The following is a 22,188-nucleotide window of genomic DNA, read 5'->3' as shown; positions in this document are numbered from 1 at the left end:
CTAAAAAAATAGGAAGGGCAGTGTGTACTACCCTTTGCTTTTGATGTTCATTTGATCCAACAGTTCTTCTAGGATTCTATTGTATAAAGAATCTGAAGCTGTACGTTTAGTTACTGCTTTACTTGCATGCACTACAGTACTATGATCACGCCCGCCAAACTGATTACCAATCGTTTTTAAAGGTTCTTTGGTATATTCCTTAGAGAAATACATGGCAATCTGCCTTGCTTGGGCAATATCTTTCTTTCTTGTTTTTGATTTCAACTCCTCTACCGAAATACCGAAGTATTCTGATACAATTTGCTGAATAAAATCAATTGTAATTTCCTTTTCAGTATTTCTTACAATATTCAATAAAGCATTTTTAGCCATGTCCAAATCAATCTCCTTTTGCATTAAAGAAGCGTTGGCTAATAATGACACCAAAGTACCTTCCAATTCTCTGATATTGGAATCAATATTATAAGATAAATACTCCACCACATCATCAGGTACATTCACCCCTTCTGACATCAGTTTTTGCTTTACAATCGCAATTCTGGTTTCGAAATCAGGCTTCTGTATATCGGCAGTTAGACCCCATTTAAAACGGGATAAAAGACGATCTGTCAATCCTTCCAAGCTTCTTGGCGGACGGTCAGTGGTCATAATAATCTGCTTGCCGTTTTGATGAAGACGGTTGAAGATATGGAAGAAGTTTTCCTGTGTTTTTTCCTTTTTTGCTAAGAATTGAATGTCATCAACAATCAACACATCTACCTGCAAATAGTAGTTGGTGAACTGTTGAACATTATTGTTTCTAAGCGCTTCAATAAACTGTGTCGTAAATTGTTCTGAAGTAACATAAAGCACGAACTTACTTGGATCGTTTCTTTTCACTTCATTACCAACAGCTTGAGCAAGGTGGGTTTTACCCAATCCAACACCACCGTAAACTACCAATGGGTTGAATGCTGTTTCGCCTGGTCTGCGTGCAATTGCAATACTTGCAGATCTGGCTAAACGGTTACAATCTCCTTCAATATAAGTCTCGAAAGTATACGTTGGATTCAAATAGGAATCTCTATACGAACTTTCCTGAGCATTAGGTACTCTAAAATGATCTACAAAGCCAGAAGGATTTTCAGCACCCATATTGTTCATATAAGGGCGTTGTTGCTGTTCTTCCGGATTGTTTTTCGGAGCAGAAGAAGATCTGTATTGAGGCAATTGTTGCGATTGACTCTTTCTATATTGTGGAGGATTCTGATAGCGGTTGCTTTGCGTACCGCCTAAATTCTCACTTTGACTTTCACTTGGAAAGGCTGTATTCTGATTTGAAGTTTCTCTCCAACTTTGAGCTGGCTTAGGTGCAGGCTGTTCAGGCTCATTTCTACGCATAGGATTTGGGGTATTGTGTAAATCCTTTGCCTGATGAGCACCAAAAGCATCATTCCCAAAAGGGTGTTGCTGTTCTCTGTTTTCCCTAGCTTCATTACTTCTACCAAATCCCCCTTCTTGTTGCTGAGGAGGTGTTGTAGATGGCGTATTTGTATAAGGGGAAGAAGGAATATCATTCTGACTTGGAGTACTTGGCTCCTGATTCAGAGGTGTATTCGGATTAGGGTACTGAGGTGTTGGAGAAGGTGGTTGCTGTGGAGGGTAACCGCCTGTATTGTTATATTGCTGTTGCCCTTGAGAAGGGTTTTGAGAAGAGGGGTTTGGTTGTTGTCCGTAAGGGTCATTATAATTGTTGCCATACGGATCATACCCGCCTGTATTATTAGGTGCAGGCTGTTGTCTTCTCTGAACTGTAAAAGGTGCATTTTTAGGTCTTCTAGAGACCATAATTGAATATTCTAGTTTACCATTTGGTCCTAGAACGGCATCAATTGCCTTTTTCAATACATGCACATAATATTCTTCCAACCATTCATAGAAAAAAGGGCTTGGAACTGCTATCGTAAGAACGTTATTTTCCAGTTTAACGGGTTTAATAGGCATAAACCACGTGTGAAAACTCTGTGTAGAGATTTCATTTTTGATAATGTTCAAGCATTCACGCCAAACTGTTACACAATCATTAATCATTCAAACTTTCCCCTTTAATCTGATTGAGATATCGATAGGTCTTATAAAGATACTGAAATATTTGCGCTAAAATAAATCAAATGTTACTTATTAAAATACTGTGGTAACATTAATTAAAAAAAAATACTAAAGAAGCATCACATCAATAACGCAAATTATTTTCAAATCATTTCAATTCGCCTTAATTACTTTGACAAAAAAAGGTCCAAACCTGATAGTATCAGGTTTGAACCTTTTGATCATCAATAAACCTACTTACTATTCAGCAGTTGGGATTACTGAGATGAAAGATCTACCTAGTCTTTTCTTCTTGAACTCAACAGTTCCGTCAACTAGAGCAAATAATGTGTGATCTTTTCCCATTCCTACGTTTTGACCTGGGTGGTGAGTAGTACCACGTTGTCTAACAAGGATATTACCAGCTTTAGCTGCTGATCCACCGAAAATTTTCACACCAAGTCGTTTACTTTCCGACTCTCTACCGTTTCTTGAGCTACCCGCTCCTTTTTTGTGTGCCATGTCTTTTTATCGTTATGGATTCGATTTCTAAAATCAATTAGTTAGAGATTCCTTCGATTAGAACCTTCGTGAAGTGTTGTCTATGACCGTTCTTCACTCTGTAACCTTTTCTTCTCTTCTTTTTGAAGACGATAACTTTTTCGCCTTTTACGTGACCAAGTACTTTACCTGTCACTTTAGCACCTTCTACAGTTGGTGCTCCTACTGATACGTTGTCAGCGTTATCAACAAGAAGAACTTTATCAAACTCAACTGCTGCACCCTCTTCAGAGTCTAACTTATGAGTATAGATATATTTATTTTCTTCTACTTTGAATTGCTGTCCTGCTATTTCTACAATTGCGTACATTGTCTCTTCGATATTGTTTTTTCCTCGAAATGCCTGCAAATGTAACTCTATTTTTTATAACAGACAAGCATTTACCCACTAAAACATTGAATAAGAATCCTTAAAGAGTTTAAACGCGGTCTTCGGGGCTATTTTTTTTTGATTTTTGCTCATCATAAACATTTCTTAAGATTTTTTTTATTTAATAAGTGAATGGATTCTTCTTTAATTTGAACAAAAATCAACATTCATTCTCTAACAGGGCAAATCACATGAAAAAACATCGGTTTTAACATTAATAATTTCGTATAATTGTATAAAACCTAGTTTTTAAGAGGTGTATTTAGTATGCATGCATACATAATCATTGCCGCGAATTCATATTATCGAGCTATAAAACGTCATTATTTATATAACATGGAAGACAAGAATAAAGGGAGTAAAGAGGTTGGAACAAAAATTACAGATGTTTTTGATGAGACAAAAGAAATTAATCCTAATAAAAAGAAATTTCAACTTATAAGGAGAGATAACTTCGGGAATATTCTTTTTCTAAAAAGAATGATCATCGGAACACTGGCTGCATTCACCTATCCCCGCTTGAAGTTGCATAACAATTTACAAGTAACAGGTATGGAGAAATTAAAAGATCTCCCAAAAAACAATGTATTGTTTGTTTCCAACCACCAAACGTACTACACTGATGTTATCTCTTTTTATCACATTTTTGCCAGTGCAAAATGGGGATTCAAAAAAGGAGTAGCAGCGTTACCTATATATATGCTTAATCCGCGTGTAAATACTTATTATGTTGCGGCGGAAGAAACCATGAAACAAAGTGGTCTGCTACCTAAAATTTTCTCATTGGCAGGTGCAGTAACAGTGAAAAGATCATGGAGAGCACAAGGAAAGGATGTCAAAAGAGGTGCGGATATTAATGCTCCATTGAAAATCAAAAAAGCATTAGACCAAGGATGGCTCGTTACTTTCCCTCAAGGAACTACAAGCCCGTACGCTCCTGTTAGAAAAGGAACTGGAAACATCATCAAGAGTTACAACCCTGTGGTTGTTCCTATTGTCATTGACGGATTCAGAAGAGCATTTGACAAAAAAGGATTGTTCTTTAAGAAAAGAGGAACAAAACTGAAAGTGGAAATCAAAGATCCGATTCAATTCTCAAATGATGCTTCAGTAAACGAGATAGTACAGACTATTACTGATGCTATTGGGCAAAACCCAAATGACAAGCCAGTGTTTAAAAATGAAGCGAAGGAAGCTTAATTTCTTTTAAGTACTAAGCCGAAAATAAATGATAATTAATTCGTAATTATTTTTTGTGAGTACAACGCGAAAAAACGCATAAATAGTGGTTCTATTTAAAGTTTTTGGAAGGCAGTAATCAGAAAAAATAATATGAATTAGTGTTATTTATTTTTGTCTTAGTACTTAAGTAAAAAAAATTAACTATGATTTATTTTTGACTTTGTACTTAGAACTTCACAAAGAATACAAAAAAGGGTTATGAACTTGCAATAGTTTATAACCCTTTTTCTTACATCAAATTTTAGAAGTCGAAGATAAATATGTATTTTTAAGTTAATGTAATTTAATTAAACACAATCTCGTTAGGTTTAACCCAACATTATTAACAATATTGATTAAGAATCATTCTCTCAATTATACACTAGGTCTTGCTATTTATTGAACAATACCTTTTAAAAGTTTACTTATTCAACAAAAAAAAAAATTCATTAAAAATAATAGATATAAGTTGTCCGTTGTTTAGTTGACGCTCTTCTTATATTATTGGATTAAAATAATGATTTTGTACGCTAGAAGTTATATTATATTACTATCATTACTCTTGACCACCTCTTTATCCTTGAATGCCAGTAACTTCTCTCCATTTTGGGACGGAATTTTATTGACACACAAAACTGATGAGGAAATCACTGCATTTATTGATAAAACTGAAAATATCGATGATTTAGTGATCATTGCGAATATTGATGGAAAAAACATTACTCATAAAGTAAAAGATTTTGGACGGCTTGTGAGAATTGCAATTTCGCCAGAAAAAGATCATAGAGGTTTCATTTTAGTGAAAAAGCTAGGGTTTGTTGTGGCGTCTGTTCGATTAGCAGAAGCAATGTCTTCAAAAGAATATTATATGAATGCCCGTATGTCTGTGATGAAATCAGTAGACAAAAAAAACGGCCGTACATTTATTCCTAGAAGATATGCGGCCATATATAAGGAAAATGAAGATGATGAAGACAAACTGTCTACCAGCGATATTTTATCTACTGAAAATCTTAATCCAGGATTTACATTAGTGGAAGAGCGCGACCCCGATAAAATAAATGCTGTCATAGACACAAGTCAACAATACGTATATACCCCAAGTACTATAATTCTTGATGACAATCAGAATACTGAGAAAACCTCCGACAGAGTAAAAAAAGAGAGTGTAGAAAGCGAAAAATTGAACTATTCTGATTTTATGTTGTTTGAAAAGTATATACATGAATCAAATTTCCCAGTATACAACTCAGAAACAAGTAAAATAACGAAGGAAGAAAAGAAAGATGCTCAACAATTTGATGATGATTACAAAATTATTACTGATTTTCATTCTTGGCTCTACTTAGAGCATAAAGAAACAAAAGAGAAATATTCTTTTGATGGGGATGCTGTTTTTGAAATTAACGAAGATTATTTCAATATTCAATATGAAAATGAGCGACAGATAGAAAAGTTCTTCGTGGAGAATCATTTCTTCGTTAAGCCCTATAATAAAAAACTGCTTGGTATTTTCTATGAGAAAAATGAGCTTTCTGCTTTAAAATCGAATGAGATTTATCATTTTAAAGTCGTAGACGACAATACATTACTTATAACAACCGGCCCAGAAACCTATTCAGTCTACCATGATAATGAGTTTTTGATCATCAAGAATAAAGAAAAAGTCATTCATAAGATAAATAAAGGTATATTTCATCAGGAAGATCATTTTTACTACAAAGAATAATCTCTATTTTTGCAAATAATATTACTTTAATAAATATAAATGTATCTCTTTAATTCAAAATTATGAGAATTTCGCCCTCGCTAAACTCTTTACGATTATTATTACTAACATTAGGAATATTTATAATCAGTGCTTTCAACAATAACCGTACATGGAATGGAGTCTTACTAATTGCTGAAAAAAATGGTGAATATCATGCTTTCGTCGATAAAGTCAATGATCTTAACCAGTTATCACTCCTTACTAGAATCAACGACGTTGAAAAAGAATATCCTATTACTCGAGAAAACAATGTAGTTTCTTTCAAGACTAACCCTAATGATTATGGGTATGTTGCTGTAAAGAAAGATCAACAAGTTGTTTCCTCTGTCAGACTACGCCATATTCAAACAATGGACTACCGCTACTTTAGAAACAGGGTATCTGATGCCAATGCTAGAATGGGCAGACTTGAAAAAAGTACATCTTCTGAATATCCAGAAGTGACTAAAAAAGAAACTGACTCTGTGGCTTACGATCCTCAAAGCATCATCTTTATCAGTGACCAACAACAAGAGTTTGAGGTTATTGATGTAGAAGGCAAGAAAAAGATTGTAGAAAAAGAAGAGGAAGATGAGATTGAAATAGAATTGGAAGATACGATTGAGGAAGTAGTTGTTGCTTCAGACTTGTCTGAAATGGAACAGTTCCTTCTTGGCAATCACTACATTCACAAAGTAGACAACCATGAAAATATCCGCTTGAAAAAGGATTTACCTCCTTCTATCGCTAAAGAAGCTAAATCAATAGAGAAAGATTATGACATCGTCAATAATTACTACTCTTGGCTTCACTTAAAAGAGAAGAAGTCTGGTGATAATATTGCTTTTGATGGTGAATACATGATTGATATTTACAGTGAATACTTCCAAATGATGAACAGTGACAAGTTGAAACTGAAGACTTACCACGTTCACCATGATATTCTATTAAAGCCCCACAACAAAAAATGGATGGGAATTTATTATCAGAACATTCTTTTAACAGAGTTTAAAACGAAATCAGGATACAGAATTGAAGAAGTAGATGAAAATGATTTCTTAGTAATCATGGAACATCATAAGTACAATGTCAATTCTGAAAACAAACAAATCACGATTACTAAAGACAAAAAAGTGGTGAAGCAGTTTCATACAGATTCCTTCAAGGAACGTCCTGCTTTTATCCATAAGTAATATTCAATCACAAATAAGAGTTTAGACAACAACAGCAACATCAAGGTTAAACCTTGGTGTTGCTTTTTTTTGCATTTATCAATTGACTTAGTGGATTTTACTTCAATTTATTTTCCAATTCATTGTTTTAAATATTTTTTTCATTACCTTTAAACCGACCAGTTGGTTTGTTAGATAATTTATTTATGGAAAAAGACAGCAAAGGACAAATAGTAGAGGTTGCATTGCAACTGTTTGGAGATCATGGAATGAAAGACGTTTCCTTCAATCAAGTGATAAAAGCATCAGGACTTTCAAAGGGAGCGGTATATCATCATTTCGCCAGTAAGCAAGAACTTATCAAGGCTTGTGTAATTGCCTTTTGGGAAAAAATGACGATAGAAGTTATCAATGCTCCAATTGAAGAAATGCCATTGAAAGATGTTCTTTCATTTCTTCAGCTGAAGTCTTCTGAAATTATTCAAGAAGGAGAACAGAAAAATGACAGCATTTTTGAACTTTATATTTCAATGCTTTTTTATGTCAGAAAAGAACCTGAGCTGATTCCAATTCCAAAAAAATATTTCGGAGCTTTTAAAGATAAATTGATCAACTGCATCAAAAATGATCAGAAAAGAGGAACAATCAAGAAAGACATTTCAGCCGAAACTACGGCACTTTTAATTTTAAGTGCGGCTGAAGGACACGGCCTGTACACTATATCATGTGTATTGGATGATCCTCAAGAAGAACTGAAAAACCTATTAAACCAAATCTATAATTCAATCACTATATAAAATGAAAAAAGTCAGCACATTATTAATCCACCTTTTGATCTTGTTCTTTTCAGGTTCATTAATGGCTCAGGAAACGGCATCGGAAATAGTAGCCAAAATGCAGGAGCAACAAAGAGGACAGAGCAGTTATATTAATATGACAATGAAAGTGATACGACCGGACTGGACTAGGACGATGGAAATGAAATCATGGTCTAAGGGTACGGACGATTTTTTCTTGGTGTTATTGACTGCTCCCGCGAAGGATAAGGGTTCTGCTTCTTTGAAAAGATATAAAGAAATGTGGTCTTGGACACCGAGTATTGAAAGGACAATCAAAATTTCTCCTTCTATGATGTCGCAATCTTGGATGGGATCTGATTTTACCAATGATGACTTAATGAAAGGTGCTTCTGTAGTGAAAGACTATAGTCACAAACTTTTGGGAAAGGAAGAAGTAAATGGCTATGAATGCTACAAAATAGAAATGATTCCTCATGAGGATGCTGCGGTTGTTTGGGGCAAAGTATTGGTTTGGGTTACTACTGATGGCATTTATAATCAAATCAAAGTTGAAAATTACGATGAAGACATGTATTTGGTCAACACCTTGAATTGCTTTGATGTGAAAGAATTGGGAGACAGAAAAATGCCTTCTAGAATGGAAATGGTGCCTGCTGATGAGGAAGGAAAGAAAACCGTGATGATCTATAATGATGCTAAATTCAATCAGAAAATTGCTGAGAATTTCTTTACGCAACAGAATATGAAAAGAGTTCGATAAAACCCTATAACCACAAACCATGATTACAAAAATTGCATGGCGAAACTTATGGAGAAATAAACGGAGAACTATCACAAGTATCTCTTCCATCTTTTTCGCTGTAATTCTGGCTATCTTGATGCGGTCTTTACAGGAGGGCTCATATGGACAGATGATCGATACTGCCGCCCGTTTTTATATGGGTTATGCTCAAGTGCATCAAAAGGGATTCTGGGAAGATAAATCCATTAATAATCTGATGACAGATTCTGAGGAAACCAGACAAGAAATTCTTTCTGATAAGAATATAAAAGGAGCTTTTGGCCGACTAGAAACTTATGCAATGGCAGCTACAGACACTTTGACAAAAGGTGTGATGATAGTGGGAACTGAACCTGAAGGTGAAGATCAATTGAGCAATCTATCGAAAAAAATCACGAAAGGTAAATACCTCACTTCAGAAAGTAAAGATATCATTGTCAGCGAAGGACTCGCCAACTACCTTGGTATTACGGTCAATGATACGTTAGCTCTTTTAGGACAAGGATACCACGGGGCTAGCGCTGCCGAATTATATAGGATTCAAGGTATTTTAAAACACCCCAATCCGCAGATGAATAATCAGGTGATTTATATGTCTTTGCCCACAGTGCAGGACTTTGTTTCTGCTACTAATATGATCAATGCTTATATCCTTGATGTCAATGACAATCGCGAAGTCGATCAGACGGTAAAAGAATTAAAAGGTAAACTCAACCTTGACGAGTATGAGGTTATGAGCTGGTCGGAATTATCTCCAGAGATGGTTACGCTGATTAATACAGATAGAGAAGGAGGAAAGATTATGGTCTATATCCTGTATGTGGTGATTGCCTTCGGGATTTTCAGTACTATTTTAATGATGACTATTGAAAGAGAAAGGGAGTTTGGAATCTTGACCGCTGTAGGAATGGTGAGAAGAAAAATCTACAGTATGCTTTTGCAAGAATCATTATTTATAGGTTTGATTGGTATTATCACTTCCATTATTGCGGGATATCCAATATTGCTTTATATGGAAAATCATCCAATTCATATCGACGGAGCTCAAGGAGAAGCTATGGCTAAAATGGGAATGGAACCGATTTTAAGGTTCACTGCTAGTTTGGATATCATTTGGCCTCAAGCCTTATTAATGGCTGTGATTATGATCATTTGCACCATCTACCCTATTATTCACGTTGCCCGCATCAAAACTGTAGAAGCAATTCACTCTTAACCCCTTTTTACAATGATGATTACAAAAATATCTTGGCGGAACGTCTGGAGAAATAAAGTGAGAAGCGGTATTCTGATTGCTTCCATTGCTGTAGGCCTCTTGGGTGGAATATTCACAATGGCACTGATTACAGGTATGATGGAATCCAAAGTACAGGAATCACTGATCACAGAAATGGCCCATGTACAGCTTCATAGAAAAGGATTTGAAATCAATAATAACTTCAGAGATTCTATTCCAGATTTTGAAACTATTGTCGAAATAGCAGAGGCTGATCCTCTTACTAAAGGTTGTTCACCTAGAGTGGTAGTTAATGGTATGGCTTCATCAGCGAATGACAGTCAGGGAATAAAAATACTCGGTGTTGATCCTCAGAAGGAAAAAGAAGTTACAGCAATAGAATCCTTTTTGATTGAAGGGGATTACTTTAAAGGAAAAAGGAAAAATCAGATTGTGATCGGTTCTAGCCTTGCAAAAAAACTGAAGGTGAAAATCAGATCAAAAATTGTGATTGCCTACATGGGACCTGAAAATGAAATGATCAATACGGCTTACAGAGTCGCAGGTATTTTCACTACAAGTTCACCTGACTTTGACAAAAGTGTTGCTTTCACTCAATCAAAAGATATGTGGAGAAACACTGGTCAGCAATTTATTCATGAGATTGCAATGACTTCCATTGAAGGTGGTTCTAGTCCTGAAGGGTTGAGAGATCATTTGAAATCTGAAATCAATGAACCCAACCTGAATATTCAAACTTGGAGAGAAATAGCACCTGAATTAAGTGCTTTGGCTGAGTCTGGAAACACCAATAGTTATATCATTTTAGGAATTATTTTGTTCGCTTTGGGATTCGGGATTTTGAATTCGATGACCATGGCCATCTGGGAAAGATCAAGAGAACTTGGCGTATTGATGGCAGTTGGGTTAGAACGTGCTAAAGTCTTTTTGATGATTGTACTAGAAACCATCTATATTTCTATGATTGGCGGTGTAGCGGGTGCTTTGCTTTCAATTGGGTTGATTACCTATTATGGTGAACATGGTATTAAATATTCAGAAATGAGTCTGGCTGGCTTTAATAACGTAGTGTACCCCGTAATGCCCGAATCTTTTATTCCATTATTCTTAATGATCCTGCTTACGGCAATTGTCTCTGCCCTGCCTCCAGCATTCAGAGCTATAAAATTAAACCCTGCCGAAGCAGTAAGGTATAAAGGTTAAGTCTCAAAACAACAACTTTCCATTTTTCAAATTAAAAAAATACTAAGATGATTGAAATCAAAAACTTAGTCAAAACATATAATGCCGATACCATTCCTGTTCAGGCTTTGGATCATGTCGACTTAAAAATAGAAGAAGGTGAATTTACAGCTGTTGTAGGTCCTTCTGGCTGTGGAAAAACTACTTTCCTTAATATCCTTGGAGGATTAGATACGCCTACCGATGGTACAATTTTAATTGACGGGACTGATTTACATAACCGTTCTTCGGCAGATATGATTACTTACAGAAGAGATAATATCGGTTTCGTTTTTCAGGACTATTCTTTGATGCCCGTCTTAACGGCAGAAGAAAATGTGGAGTTTATTATGGAACTTCAAGGCAGACCAAAGGCAGAAAGAGCTGCACGTTCAAAAGAGTTATTAAATGCTGTTGGAATTGGGGACAAAGGAAAACAATTTCCTACCAAACTTTCGGGTGGACAACAGCAAAGAGTGGCAGTAGCAAGAGCATTGGCATCGAAGCCAAAATTGATACTGGCAGACGAACCCACTGCAAATTTAGACTCTAAATCCACTTCAGATTTGCTTGATATTATGCGTCAATTGAATGAGAAGGAAAACATCACCTTTGTGATTGCTACACACGATCAGCGTGTAATGGACAGAGCAAAGCGTGTGATTCAATTTGATGATGGAAAAATTATTGATGTGAAATAATTAAAAATGATGAGTTAAGAATGATGAATGAAAATGATATTTGGTAGTTCATTCTTAACTCTTCATTTTTCATTCAACACCACCTACTCCTTTTTTATTGTAATGAAAAAAAGCTTATTTACCTTCCTCTTTTTAATTCCAATTATTGTATTCTCTCAAGAAGAAGAAGAACAGAAAACTAGTAAGTTTAAAGAGAACTTTGTAGCAAGCGGTTATCTGAAATTTATGCAAACCGTCAACCTCCCTAAAGACCTTGATGATGAATGGTATATTGATAATTTATTTCACAACAGACTGAATTTTAAATACTATGCTTCGGATAAAATTACTTTAGCATTAGAAGGAAGAAACAGATTGATCTATGGAGCGAGCCCTAAAAATATTCCTGGTTACGCCAACGAGTTTGGTAATCAAAACCAATACGCTTTCAATATGTCACATGATTGGGCTACGGGTACTTCTTATGTTTTAAATTCTGAAATTGACAGAGCTTATTTTGATTATTCTTCTGGAGATTGGCAAGTAAGAATCGGTAGACAGCGTATTAACTGGGGTGTGGCTATGGTCTGGAATCCTATGGACCTTTTTAATACCTATTCCTTCTTTGATTTTGATTATGAAGAAAGACCTGGTGCTGATGCAGTTCTAATTAGAAATTATCTAGGTCCAGTGAGTTCAATTGAGGTGGTATTCTCCCCTTCCAATCAATTTGATTACTACAACTTTGCCGCACTTTATAAAACCAATTTATGGCAATATGATTTTCAATTCCTTGCTGGTTATGTTAGAGAAAACTACAACTTAGGCTTAGGCTGGGAAGGACAGATTGGCGGTGCTGGCTTTAAAGGAGAAGGTACCTACTTCTATCCTGATTATGCAGGTGAAGACCCATCTGTGGTCATGGATATCTCATTTGATTACACTTTCAAAAACTCTTTATACTTACATATAGAAAGCATTTTCAACAGTGCAGGAGCAACAGGTCCTATTGGTCCCATTGACCCTAGTTTTCAATTAACACCAAAAACATTATCTTTAGGGCGGTTCGCATTTTTCAATGAATTACAATATCAACTTACACCACTCACAAGACTGGGTGTAAATAACATCATCAATACCAATGATGGTTCGTATTATATTGGTGGAAATGCAACTACATCATTAAGTGATAACTTTGAAATTCTTGTCTTTGGTCTGTTTTTCTTCGGAGACGAAAACTCACAGTACGGACAAGGAGGTTCACAACTAAACTGGCGTTTAAAATGGAGTTTTTAAAGTTGTAATCATTGGTATTACTCAAAAAATTAAAGCAAAAGTAAACTATATTCTTTTTTCTATCATGCAGATAATTAACAAAATCAAACTCCCTTTTATTCTATTTTTCAGAGCAATACCTCAATCAAAATCAAACACAAAAATCATATTTGCTCTTTCTATCATTTTTATATGCCTGTTTACAATGTTTGATTTTTTATTACCCAGAGAAACCACAACTTCATATGTTTATGGTCATCAAACATTGGAACATGGTGGTAATGACGTGCTAATGTGGTCTGATAATACAGCATCATTTGTTATAGACATGGGAGACTCAGCCTATGTACTTACAGATGCTGAAATGTTTGTATTCAGAACACGAATATTAAAACGTATTGACCCAATTGTCCTGCTGAATGAAGACATGATATTTCCTGTGGTTTATAATATTAGAACCTCTTATTTTATCATGCCTATTATTCTAATTTTGCTTTGTCTCTTTTTAATTTTCAATACTTTAGATAAGCATGAAGATGGTTTAATAGATCCTTTTTGTTTCTTATTTATCCTGATTATGTGTTTTGTCAACTTTGCCCTGTACTTCAATCCCTTTTTACAGTTTTACACTGGTAAATTGGAATAGCCTAAAAGTACTTTAATGATTCAAGATCAGTAGTGATCACATGATCATTAAAATGAATTAGTTCGTCAAAATCAATCCCTTTTACGGTATCTATATTTATATGCAGGTCATAAAGGGAGTTATAAAGGTCTTTGATTTCTAATTCATTGTCAGTACCGAAAACAACATTAAATGGTTCACCCTTTCTTGAAACAACACCCTTAATAAAGAAGAATTTAAATCTTTTCATCGTTAATCTGATTAGTTAAGATAGTTTTGCTAATAGCCAATAAATCAACAATTTGCATTGTCGTAAATTAGTTAATAATAAAATTGATGTGATGTGTGCGGGTAATTCTTCAAAACACAAAGGTCATCAATATGTAAATATATATTAATGACCTTCGTTATGGATTTTAGATGTCTCTTATTAGTCTTTAAAAATTAATGGTGCTTAAGTGACCTACTAAGAATGTATTATCATTTTTATAAAGTGTATATTGATATACTCCTTCATTTCCTACAGCTATCAATAAGTCATTCTGGATGATAACATCAAAAGCTTCTTTGTCAATGGAAGTTACAAAGGCTACTTCACCTTCCTGACCTTCTTTGATTTCAAAAACTTTTATTTCATCATCACAAACAATCAAATAATTACCATAAAGACCTAGTCCTTTGGGTTCAATTAACCCTCTTGTATTTAACAGAACTGGGTTATCCGCATCTTTAATATCATAGATTTCTAACTGATTGATATTATTTCCGCAATTTGAATTAGAGTGCAATGTCACGAATGCCAAAGTATCATTCGCAACAACAGGGTCACATGCTGTGAAATGTTGGACAGAAGCCCTATTTCTAGGTTCTTCTGGGTTTTCTAAACTAAAAATATACATACCACCCCTAGAGCCTATATAAAGGAATTCTTTGTAACTAAATAAGGTTTCGATCTCAAAACCTACCCAAATATTGTTGACCAGAACTGGAGCTTGAGGATCTTGTAAAGAAAATACTTTTAATTTTTCGTATTCTACAGTGTAAAGGTAATCTCCTTTTATAGCAAATGTAGCGAGAGAGCCACCTTGCCCTATTCCACTTTCAGAACTTGCATCACTACCATTTTCCATATTTTCTGAACAAGAAAAAAGGATTAGAATAGCTAGAACTTGTGTTATAATATTTAATTTATTCATCATCAATGTCTGTTTTTTCTATCCAATCTACAACTACTTCATCCTCTGTTACATTAGGGTGTCTACCTTGAGGAGAACGTTTTTGGGGAAATACATTTCTCACCCTTTTCGTTAGTGTGTAAGCATTTTGATTTTCATCATAATAAAAAGTGAGAAGGTCGGTAGCTTGATTTACATAAAAATATTGTCCCTTAATGGCAATATCTGTTGCACCAAATGCTTTCAAAAACTTCACCTTTTGTGGTGAAGAAGGGTAGCGATTGTCATAAATATGAAAACCTTTGTTCTTTTCATTGACAAACAAAAATTTTCCATAGACATAAATTTTCCCGGGGTTTTCAAGGGGTTGAGAACTAGTTATACCAACTTCATTTTCAAAGTTGGCTCTAGACATGATTACAGGTTCGTAATCACCTCTAATCTCGTCATCTCCGATGCGGATACACGATTTTAAGGTAAAGGCTATTAAGCCTATCAATAAGTAACGATACATAAAAGCTTGCTTAGAACATGATAAAAAAGAATAATCGATTGAAGTAAATTAGAATTTAGCATTAATTAAAATTGAAACATCTGAAAAAGAATCCATTACAACTTAAAGTCTAATCCATACAATTCAATCAATAATATGACAACTCACAGGAAGTCATAGACAAAAAAAATGGGTATTACCGTATATTTGTAGTGTAAAAAGTATTAATCCTATGTCAAAAATAAATAGTAATTCATCCACAAGATTCAGTTTTGCCTTAAGATTCACAGTAATTTATCTACTGCAATTGTTTATTAAAGCATTTGACTATAGTTTCGGAGGGGTATTTCCATTGACATTTAGAGGTTTAATTTTCTCAGTCACCTTCGTGAGTTATTGGCTGTTTATATGGTATGCTTCAGAATATATTCAAAAGAAGATAAGACATTTAAATGCACCTTCAGTCATTGGTATCAATATTCTGATTGGTATTTATACAGGGTTATCTTCTACAATGCTGTATATGTGGGGAGATACGCTATTTTTCAATAATGGTCATTTGTGGGAAGAAATTCCTTTTTATAACCCCGAATTGTCCGTTGCACTTTGTATCATCTACTTATTGATTTTTACGGTTTTTGGGTATATTCAGAAGATTAACACACTGAAAGAAAAAGAGATAGATGTTGAGAAGTTGGAAAAGGAAATGTTCAAGTCTCAATACATGTCACTCAAGGCACAGATAGAACCACACTTCTTATTCAACAGTCTTAGTGTACTTTCCAGTATTGTGCATACAGATCAAAACCTTGCTTCTGAGTTTATCATTAAACTCTCTAAAACTTTGCGTTATATCATAGAGCAAAATCAAAGGGTTTTGGTGTCATTAGCAGAAGAATTAAAAGTGGTAGAAGACTATTTCTTTTTGTTGAAAACACGTTTTGGAGAGGGTATTCAACTTCAGATTGATATTGATCAAAATGATATTGATGAAGTGATGATACCTCCGGCAAGTATTCAGATTTTAGTTGAAAACGCCGTGAAGCATAATAAGCTTTCATTAAAAAAACCGCTTCAAATCAATATCTCATTAAATGATAAAACCATTCTTGTCACTAACACTTATAATAAAAAAGAAGTGGAAGAAATCTCAACTGGAATGGGTCTTTCAAATATTAATAAGAGATATCAGCTTATTGCTGGAAAAAATATTATTATTGAGAAAAATCAAGACACTTTCAAAGTAAGTTTACCAGCTTTATCTACCATCGATCATGAGAATTTTAATCATTGAGGACGAACTTCCTACTGCTAATTATTTGGCAAAACTCGTTCAGCAGTATAACCCTGCCTATGAGATCATCGCTATTTTATCTTCAGTTGAAGACAGTATTGAGTGGTTTGGCTCCAACGAACAACCTGATTTAATTTTTCAGGATATAGCCTTGAGCGATGGAAACTGCTTTGATATTTACAAAAATGTAAAGGTGAAATCTCCACTCATTTTCACCACTGCTTTTAGTGAATATGCTTTGGACTCTTTCAAACTTAATAGCATCGATTATATCGTTAAGCCCTATGATTTTGATGATATAAAAAGAGTGTTGGATAAGTTTGAATTGTACGGTAATCTCTTCGTTACTGCCAATGCTTCTTCCATGGAAGACATAAAGGAAAGTAATAAGAAGAAAATCAAAAAGCGTTTTCTAGTTTCTATCGGCGAACAATTCAAAACAATTCAAGCCAACGAAATTGCATTTATTCGCTTTGATGAAGGGTTGACTTTTCTGCATTTATTTGATGAGAAAAAATATCCAATAGATAAGAGTATCTCTTTGCTGGAAACTCAATTAGATACGGCTCAGTTTTTCAGAGTCAATAGAAAATACATCATCAATGTGGAGGCCATTAGTAAAATCAATACTTGGTTTAACTCAAGGCTTCAGATTGAAACTTCTCCTTCCCCTTTAGAAGACTTGATCGTAAGTAGAGATCGTGTCAAGGACTTCAAAGATTGGCTGGATCAATAAACTTTAAATAGTATTTCATTTTACTTCCTTGTGAAGATTAAATCATAATTTTAATTCATATTAATTTATTATCATACTTTCATATAATCATGAAAAAATCAATTTTATTTATCATTTTCAATTTATTAGTAATGACGTCCGCTACTGTTTTTGCACAAGACAAAACATTCAACTTCGGTGTGAAAGCAACTGCGGGTATGTCTGGTTTTTCACACAACTTCACTGGTATGTCTGATGATACAAGACAGTCGTGGGAAGGTGGTGTAATGCTAAGAGCTAATATTCCTGTAGTGCCTCTTTATCTTCAAACTGAACTGAATTACACCAACACAGGTGGTACTTTTGAGATGGGTGAACAATCACAAGATCTTGTACTCAACCGTGTTGAAGTTCCTCTTTTGCTTGGTGGTAAATTGGGAATTGGCGGAATCAATGCTAGAGCATTTGGTGGTGTTGTCGCTCAACAAGTAGTGATTGATAATTTTAGCGATTTAAGCCCTGAACTTGATCCTGAAAAATTTGGTTTAGGATGGCAAGTTGGTGTAGGTGTAGATATCAAAAAGTTTACAATTGATGCAAAATACCAACAAAGTGCAAACCTAGTTTCAAATGCTGATACGTCTTTAAAATCTCAGCAATTTATGGTTAGTGTTGGGTATTTTATCTGGTAAGGAATCCACATATAGTTAATACATGTACTAGGACAAAAGCAAACGGGCATTTTAACTTATCTTTTTTATCCTATTCTTCGTTAGATTTTTATCGCGTAACTAAGGCTATGCTCTGCAAATCTGCCTCGATTAGAATAAAAAATCTTAACCTAAAATTGCCCGTTTCCATCTGCCCTAGTACTTATTAGCCATACTAAACGATTGTTTAATGTGGCTTTTTTTTTAATACACTAATTCCTTCGATCTCCTTCTCTTCTTCACTGCCTTCTTTTGATTGATATACATCAAAAGACCTAACAAACTCACTAAAAAGTTTCCTAAAGCAAATAGAGACATAATGGTGTCTCTTGCCTGTTTTCCTAAGAAATCAAACATATGGTATTTATGAAAATAGGCGAATATAAAACCTGAGAAAGCCGATTTATCTTCAATAATTGCCCCAACAAAAGTGGTCGCTGTATCAATATACCATCTTGGGTTTCCTTCCCCTTCAAACTGTATTTTCTGAACCGGCAATAGTTTATTGATAAAACCGTATTCATTGGCAAACTTCTTTACTTCTGTGCTATTTTTCACCTTCGTTAGACCACTGTATTGCTTGGCTAATTGAACGGCATAAATACTATCTCCTTTTATGAGTTCTTCTCCAGAAATACTATGAAAATATCGTTTTGTAATACCTCTTCCGGCTTTAAAATGAAATTGATAATAGTTGATTCCATCAATCTTCAATGGTTGATAATTGATCCAATCTCCTTTTATAGTATCTAAGTCAAAAATCATTGCTTCTTGAGAAAATGAAGTGGAAGATACATAACTCGTTTTATCCAAAGCAGTGTACTTCGGCAACATGTGCATAAAGGCACTCAAAGCAAAAAGAAGTAGTGTGAAAGATAGGCCAATTCCCAATGTTCTATGCCATCTTCTTTGCCAAGGTATTCTTGATTTTTGTTGACATTGATAAGTTTTTCTGAATTTCGTATTAACTAAAATCCCTGTTATTCCAGCAAAAAATGAGATCGAAATAAAGAAACCTAATACCAGCAAACGGAAAGTATTGTTGAAATCAAGGAAAGTCCAACTGTGTGCCCACAGAAAAACACGTTGAAATGTGCTTCTGATGGAATTGGTTGCATAGGTCATTCTATCTGTATTCACATCTATGAATACCCTTAAGCCGTCCATTCTTTTGTACTGCACTTTATGTACAGGAAGTATTCTTGCAATTTTCACATACTCATTGGAAAATTCTTTTTGAATACTGATTTCATCAATTTTCTGTTTCTCTTCTCCTGAATACAACCCTGCCAAATAAGTTGCATAATGAATATCTCCATTCATCAATTTCTCCCCTGATGTGGCATTAATATAGGTATTGCCTTCTTCCCTTTTGAATTGGTAATAAACAGAAGAATCAATGGAAACCAACCGGAAAGACATAATATCCTCCCAGTGGTTCATTTTCATTATGGAATCAACAGACAACTGGAAATGATCCCTTGCCTTCACGTCTTTATTTACGACCAGCCTTTGATTGACATTAGGTTTTAAGTTGGACATCAAAGGGTGCATTACACCACTCAATGTCCATGCTAATACTGGTATTAAAGCAACTAAACTAAGTTGTCTGTGAATTTTATATAAGTTCATTTATTTTTTGCTAATTGTATATCCGATACCCAATTGGAAAGTGCGTGGAGCTCCTAAATTATAGCTTTCACCCCAAGCTGACCTTGACACTCTTGTTGCGTACAACTCATCTGTAAGGTTCATGATATTTAACCATGTATCAAATCCTTTAAATTGATAACCAAAACGAAGATTCATAACTTGATATCCTTCATATTTCTTGGTATTCTGATTGTCCATGTAGTAATCACTTACCTTCTGGAATTCTAATGATGTTCTAAAACCTTTCAAAAACTTAGGCTTATAAGTCAATTCCATATTCGAGATCCAGTTTGGAGCATTGGCCATCGTATTTCCTGAGAAATCTTCCTTACCTGTACTAAACTGATCAAAAGTATGATTAGCATAAGTCCCCCCTACTCTTACAAAAATCTCTGAAATTGGTTTGAAATGTAGAGCTACTTCTATCCCTTCATGGATAGTAGAACCTGCATTTTCATTATTGTAAGATCCATCATCCTGCAACACAGAAACAATCTCATTCTCCCCCTTCATATTGTAATAAGCCACTTCTACATAGCCAATTCCTTTAGGTAAAGAATACCAAGTACCTACTTCTGAATTATTATAATAAGAGGGTTCAAGTGTCGGAACCTTTACTCCTCTGTATAGCTCTGAAACCTGAGGAGGCATAAAACCTACACTGTAATTGGCATAAAAACCTAATCCATTTTCCATAGTGTAAGTTGCCCCTACTCTTGGTGTAATTGCGTTGAAATAATTGATAGAATTTGGAGCTCCTGAGAATGCCTCTTCTCCTAAATTGTTTTTATAATCATATTTAAAATGATCCGATCGAACACCTGCCGTTATAAATAATCGATCAATTGGATTTACCTCAACTTGAACATAAAGTCCCGTATTCAGTAAGTTAGTTTGATAATCCGTCAATACTGAATCAGTGGAAGTGTAACCTACATATCTTCCATTTTCATCTCTTTCAACATCAATATAATTGGCCCAGAAAGCCGTTGGGCTATAGTCCACACTTGCCCCTACTCTTAATGTCGTTCTCAAAGAAGGGATTTTCTGATTATGCTGAATGACCGCACCATAGCTTTCAAATGAACTTTCGTTTACCTCACCTTTGGCAACACTTGGATTGGTCCAATCATTTTTGATTCTATAACTAGGAATTTGTCCTAAAGTGTTGGTACGAAAAAATGCTTTAGCTACAGTTTTGCTGTTCTCATTCCATTTTTTATCCACTGTAAAAGTAGATCTCCATAATTCTATTTCTCTCTTAGTGAAATTATGCAATGATGTAAAATCTCTATCATAGAAAGATGTGCTATCTAATGAAGACCCCATATCTGACTGATACTTCATGTAAGTAGTACTTGAAGTCAATTTCAAGCTCTCATTTACTTTATATGACAATACAGCAGTTACAATTGATTTATTAAAATCACTGTGATCTAAATAACCATTTTCTCTAATGGCAGAATAACCACCAACACTTACTCCAAATTTGCCATTGTCAGTAGTACCTTCCACCACTGCATCGACTCTTTTGTAACCATAAGAATCACCTCTTAACTGTACTTTTACTGTTGGAACCAAAGAAGGTGTTTTTGTAATCATATTGATTGCTCCACCAATAGCTTCAGAACCATAAAGTGCAGAAGCAGGACCTCTGACCACTTCAATGTTTTGAGCCATAGTCATGTTCATCTCATTCAAAGCATTATGGTTAAAAATACCAGTGGGACGAATAGGCAATCCATCTTCTAAGTATAAAAACAAGCTCTTTGTGGAGATAGGTTGACGGATGGCCATCATATGTTGTTCACTTCCTAAGTCTGCCATCAAAACACCCGGTACTTTATTGATTACCTGTTCCAATGACTGTGCCTTTGTCTCCTCCAACATTGTAGTACCGATAGATGTAATGGCCATCGGTGCCTCTTCTCTTTGCTGAGCATCTCTACTTGCTGAAACAACCACCTGATTCAGTACATAATCATCTTGTGCTAAAGAGACTTGTGACTTCAGATTTTTTGCTACACTTGAAAACGTTGAATACCCCAACATTCTAAACTCAATCACATCTGAGGATTCTGCTTCGAAGGAGTAATTTCCACTAGCATCTGATACCGTATAATCATTGGTTTTCAGGTTAACAATGATTGCCCCTACTAAAGGTTCTTTGGATAATTGATCAGTAATAGTACCCGAAATCTCTAAATTTTGGGCATGAAGAGAAGTGATGCTCAAAATCAAAAGTAGAGCACCTAGTAATTGCTTTTTCATTACGTTTTTATTTGGACATAACGAACCACTAACACTTTTAAACGCTAATAAAAATTACGATTAAAAGCCCAGAATAAGGTTGTTATGAAATCTTTTTAAATTAATAGGGTGTAAGAG

20 protein-coding genes and 2 pseudogenes are annotated in these 22,188 nt (G+C 34.8%); 13 read left to right on the top strand and 9 right to left on the bottom strand.

Annotated features, from left to right (window positions below):
- Positions 1 to 27 precede the first annotated feature (27 nt).
- The 4 genes and pseudogenes from dnaA to rplU form a co-directional block, all read right to left on the bottom strand.
- A pseudogene (gene dnaA / locus HHU12_RS14700) lies at positions 28 to 1,182 on the bottom strand (chromosomal replication initiator protein DnaA); the annotation flags it as partial.
- A gap of 699 nt (positions 1,183 to 1,881) precedes the next feature.
- Positions 1,882 to 2,070 (bottom strand): annotated as a pseudogene (locus HHU12_RS14695) (DnaA N-terminal domain-containing protein); the annotation flags it as partial.
- Positions 2,071 to 2,328: 258 nt separating this feature from the next.
- Positions 2,329 to 2,589 (bottom strand): 50S ribosomal protein L27, encoded by a 261-nt coding sequence (rpmA, locus tag HHU12_RS14690; protein WP_044201390.1) that lies wholly within the window; start codon positions 2,587 to 2,589, stop codon positions 2,329 to 2,331.
- A 37-nt stretch (positions 2,590 to 2,626) separates the two neighbouring features.
- Positions 2,627 to 2,938 (bottom strand): 50S ribosomal protein L21, encoded by a 312-nt coding sequence (rplU, locus tag HHU12_RS14685; RefSeq protein ID WP_044201388.1) that lies wholly within the window; start codon positions 2,936 to 2,938, stop codon positions 2,627 to 2,629.
- Between the two features lie 396 nt (positions 2,939 to 3,334).
- Here rplU and HHU12_RS14680 point away from each other — a divergent pair, with 396 nt between their 5' ends.
- From HHU12_RS14680 to HHU12_RS14635, 10 genes are all read left to right on the top strand, one after another.
- Positions 3,335 to 4,198 carry a lysophospholipid acyltransferase family protein gene (locus tag HHU12_RS14680; protein WP_169657506.1) on the top strand — a complete coding sequence of 288 codons (864 nt, stop codon included), beginning with the start codon at positions 3,335 to 3,337 and terminating at the stop codon, positions 4,196 to 4,198.
- Positions 4,199 to 4,736: 538 nt separating this feature from the next.
- Entirely contained in the window at positions 4,737 to 5,948 is a 1,212-nt protein-coding gene (locus tag HHU12_RS14675; RefSeq protein WP_169657505.1) for a hypothetical protein, read from the top strand.
- A 62-nt stretch (positions 5,949 to 6,010) separates the two neighbouring features.
- On the top strand, positions 6,011 to 7,162 hold the full coding sequence (locus HHU12_RS14670; RefSeq protein ID WP_169657504.1) for a hypothetical protein: 1,152 nt from the start codon (positions 6,011 to 6,013) through the stop codon (positions 7,160 to 7,162).
- A 185-nt stretch (positions 7,163 to 7,347) separates the two neighbouring features.
- A complete protein-coding gene (locus HHU12_RS14665) occupies positions 7,348 to 7,938 on the top strand; it encodes a TetR/AcrR family transcriptional regulator (protein ID WP_169657503.1) in 591 nt (196 codons plus the stop codon).
- A gap of 1 nt (position 7,939) precedes the next feature.
- Positions 7,940 to 8,701 carry an outer membrane lipoprotein-sorting protein gene (locus HHU12_RS14660; protein ID WP_169657502.1) on the top strand — a complete coding sequence of 254 codons (762 nt, stop codon included), beginning with the start codon at positions 7,940 to 7,942 and terminating at the stop codon, positions 8,699 to 8,701.
- Between the two features lie 19 nt (positions 8,702 to 8,720).
- Entirely contained in the window at positions 8,721 to 9,938 is a 1,218-nt protein-coding gene (locus HHU12_RS14655; RefSeq protein WP_169657501.1) for an ABC transporter permease, read from the top strand.
- Positions 9,939 to 9,950: 12 nt separating this feature from the next.
- Positions 9,951 to 11,162: an ABC transporter permease gene (locus HHU12_RS14650; protein WP_169657500.1), complete on the top strand. Its 1,212-nt coding sequence runs from the start codon at positions 9,951 to 9,953 to the stop codon at positions 11,160 to 11,162.
- Positions 11,163 to 11,209: 47 nt separating this feature from the next.
- Complete coding sequence (locus tag HHU12_RS14645) at positions 11,210 to 11,881, top strand: ABC transporter ATP-binding protein (protein WP_169657499.1); 672 nt, start codon at positions 11,210 to 11,212, stop codon at positions 11,879 to 11,881.
- Between the two features lie 102 nt (positions 11,882 to 11,983).
- The gene (locus tag HHU12_RS14640) at positions 11,984 to 13,156 is read left to right on the top strand and encodes a hypothetical protein (RefSeq protein ID WP_169657498.1); all 1,173 of its coding nucleotides are present in this window, start codon (positions 11,984 to 11,986) and stop codon (positions 13,154 to 13,156) included.
- Between the two features lie 184 nt (positions 13,157 to 13,340).
- Entirely contained in the window at positions 13,341 to 13,781 is a 441-nt protein-coding gene (locus tag HHU12_RS14635; RefSeq protein WP_169657497.1) for a hypothetical protein, read from the top strand.
- A 1-nt stretch (position 13,782) separates the two neighbouring features.
- Here HHU12_RS14635 and HHU12_RS14630 read toward each other — a convergent pair whose 3' ends face one another.
- The 3 genes from HHU12_RS14630 to HHU12_RS14620 all read right to left on the bottom strand — a co-directional run bounded on the left by HHU12_RS14630 (position 13,783) and on the right by HHU12_RS14620 (position 15,449).
- Positions 13,783 to 14,010, bottom strand: coding sequence for a hypothetical protein (locus HHU12_RS14630; RefSeq protein WP_169657496.1), 228 nt, complete (start codon positions 14,008 to 14,010; stop codon positions 13,783 to 13,785).
- A gap of 187 nt (positions 14,011 to 14,197) precedes the next feature.
- Positions 14,198 to 14,959 carry an LVIVD repeat-containing protein gene (locus tag HHU12_RS14625; RefSeq protein ID WP_169657495.1) on the bottom strand — a complete coding sequence of 254 codons (762 nt, stop codon included), beginning with the start codon at positions 14,957 to 14,959 and terminating at the stop codon, positions 14,198 to 14,200.
- Complete coding sequence (locus HHU12_RS14620) at positions 14,949 to 15,449, bottom strand: hypothetical protein (RefSeq protein ID WP_169657494.1); 501 nt, start codon at positions 15,447 to 15,449, stop codon at positions 14,949 to 14,951. The genes HHU12_RS14625 and HHU12_RS14620 overlap by 11 nt, the downstream gene beginning before the upstream one ends.
- Before the next feature lie 211 nt (positions 15,450 to 15,660).
- On the opposite strand from HHU12_RS14620, the gene HHU12_RS14615 reads away from it, so the two are divergent.
- From HHU12_RS14615 to HHU12_RS14605, 3 genes are all read left to right on the top strand, one after another.
- On the top strand, positions 15,661 to 16,722 hold the full coding sequence (locus HHU12_RS14615; protein ID WP_169657493.1) for a sensor histidine kinase: 1,062 nt from the start codon (positions 15,661 to 15,663) through the stop codon (positions 16,720 to 16,722).
- Positions 16,703 to 17,458 (top strand): LytR/AlgR family response regulator transcription factor, encoded by a 756-nt coding sequence (locus HHU12_RS14610; protein WP_169657492.1) that lies wholly within the window; start codon positions 16,703 to 16,705, stop codon positions 17,456 to 17,458. Before HHU12_RS14615 ends, HHU12_RS14610 begins: the two co-directional genes overlap by 20 nt.
- A gap of 89 nt (positions 17,459 to 17,547) precedes the next feature.
- Entirely contained in the window at positions 17,548 to 18,129 is a 582-nt protein-coding gene (locus HHU12_RS14605; protein ID WP_169657491.1) for an outer membrane beta-barrel protein, read from the top strand.
- Positions 18,130 to 18,351: 222 nt separating this feature from the next.
- Here HHU12_RS14605 and HHU12_RS14600 read toward each other — a convergent pair whose 3' ends face one another.
- Both HHU12_RS14600 and HHU12_RS14595 read right to left on the bottom strand, forming a co-directional pair.
- Positions 18,352 to 19,779, bottom strand: a complete 1,428-nt coding sequence (locus HHU12_RS14600; RefSeq protein WP_169657490.1) for a PepSY domain-containing protein — start codon at positions 19,777 to 19,779, stop codon at positions 18,352 to 18,354.
- Positions 19,780 to 22,071 (bottom strand): TonB-dependent receptor, encoded by a 2,292-nt coding sequence (locus HHU12_RS14595; RefSeq protein WP_169657489.1) that lies wholly within the window; start codon positions 22,069 to 22,071, stop codon positions 19,780 to 19,782. It lies immediately after the preceding gene.
- Positions 22,072 to 22,188: the final 117 nt, after the last annotated feature.

It is taken from the genome of Flammeovirga aprica JL-4 (assembly GCF_012844305.1).
GTDB lineage: Bacteria > Bacteroidota > Bacteroidia > Cytophagales > Flammeovirgaceae > Flammeovirga > Flammeovirga aprica.
Note: the sequence above shows the minus strand (reverse complement) of the source record. Positions and strands in the feature narration are given on the sequence as shown.

Coding starts and splice junctions, on each gene's coding strand:
- rpmA (WP_044201390.1), bottom strand. CDS start 2,589: ATGGCACACAAAAAAGGAGCGGGTAGCTCAAGAAACGGTAGAGAGTCG.
- rplU (WP_044201388.1), bottom strand. CDS start 2,938: ATGTACGCAATTGTAGAAATAGCAGGACAGCAATTCAAAGTAGAAGAA.
- HHU12_RS14680 (WP_169657506.1), top strand. CDS start 3,335: ATGGAAGACAAGAATAAAGGGAGTAAAGAGGTTGGAACAAAAATTACA.
- HHU12_RS14675 (WP_169657505.1), top strand. CDS start 4,737: ATGATTTTGTACGCTAGAAGTTATATTATATTACTATCATTACTCTTG.
- HHU12_RS14670 (WP_169657504.1), top strand. CDS start 6,011: ATGAGAATTTCGCCCTCGCTAAACTCTTTACGATTATTATTACTAACA.
- HHU12_RS14665 (WP_169657503.1), top strand. CDS start 7,348: ATGGAAAAAGACAGCAAAGGACAAATAGTAGAGGTTGCATTGCAACTG.
- HHU12_RS14660 (WP_169657502.1), top strand. CDS start 7,940: ATGAAAAAAGTCAGCACATTATTAATCCACCTTTTGATCTTGTTCTTT.
- HHU12_RS14655 (WP_169657501.1), top strand. CDS start 8,721: ATGATTACAAAAATTGCATGGCGAAACTTATGGAGAAATAAACGGAGA.
- HHU12_RS14650 (WP_169657500.1), top strand. CDS start 9,951: ATGATGATTACAAAAATATCTTGGCGGAACGTCTGGAGAAATAAAGTG.
- HHU12_RS14645 (WP_169657499.1), top strand. CDS start 11,210: ATGATTGAAATCAAAAACTTAGTCAAAACATATAATGCCGATACCATT.
- HHU12_RS14640 (WP_169657498.1), top strand. CDS start 11,984: ATGAAAAAAAGCTTATTTACCTTCCTCTTTTTAATTCCAATTATTGTA.
- HHU12_RS14635 (WP_169657497.1), top strand. CDS start 13,341: ATGTTTGATTTTTTATTACCCAGAGAAACCACAACTTCATATGTTTAT.
- HHU12_RS14630 (WP_169657496.1), bottom strand. CDS start 14,010: ATGAAAAGATTTAAATTCTTCTTTATTAAGGGTGTTGTTTCAAGAAAG.
- HHU12_RS14625 (WP_169657495.1), bottom strand. CDS start 14,959: ATGATGAATAAATTAAATATTATAACACAAGTTCTAGCTATTCTAATC.
- HHU12_RS14620 (WP_169657494.1), bottom strand. CDS start 15,449: ATGTATCGTTACTTATTGATAGGCTTAATAGCCTTTACCTTAAAATCG.
- HHU12_RS14615 (WP_169657493.1), top strand. CDS start 15,661: ATGTCAAAAATAAATAGTAATTCATCCACAAGATTCAGTTTTGCCTTA.
- HHU12_RS14610 (WP_169657492.1), top strand. CDS start 16,703: ATGAGAATTTTAATCATTGAGGACGAACTTCCTACTGCTAATTATTTG.
- HHU12_RS14605 (WP_169657491.1), top strand. CDS start 17,548: ATGAAAAAATCAATTTTATTTATCATTTTCAATTTATTAGTAATGACG.
- HHU12_RS14600 (WP_169657490.1), bottom strand. CDS start 19,779: ATGAACTTATATAAAATTCACAGACAACTTAGTTTAGTTGCTTTAATA.
- HHU12_RS14595 (WP_169657489.1), bottom strand. CDS start 22,071: ATGAAAAAGCAATTACTAGGTGCTCTACTTTTGATTTTGAGCATCACT.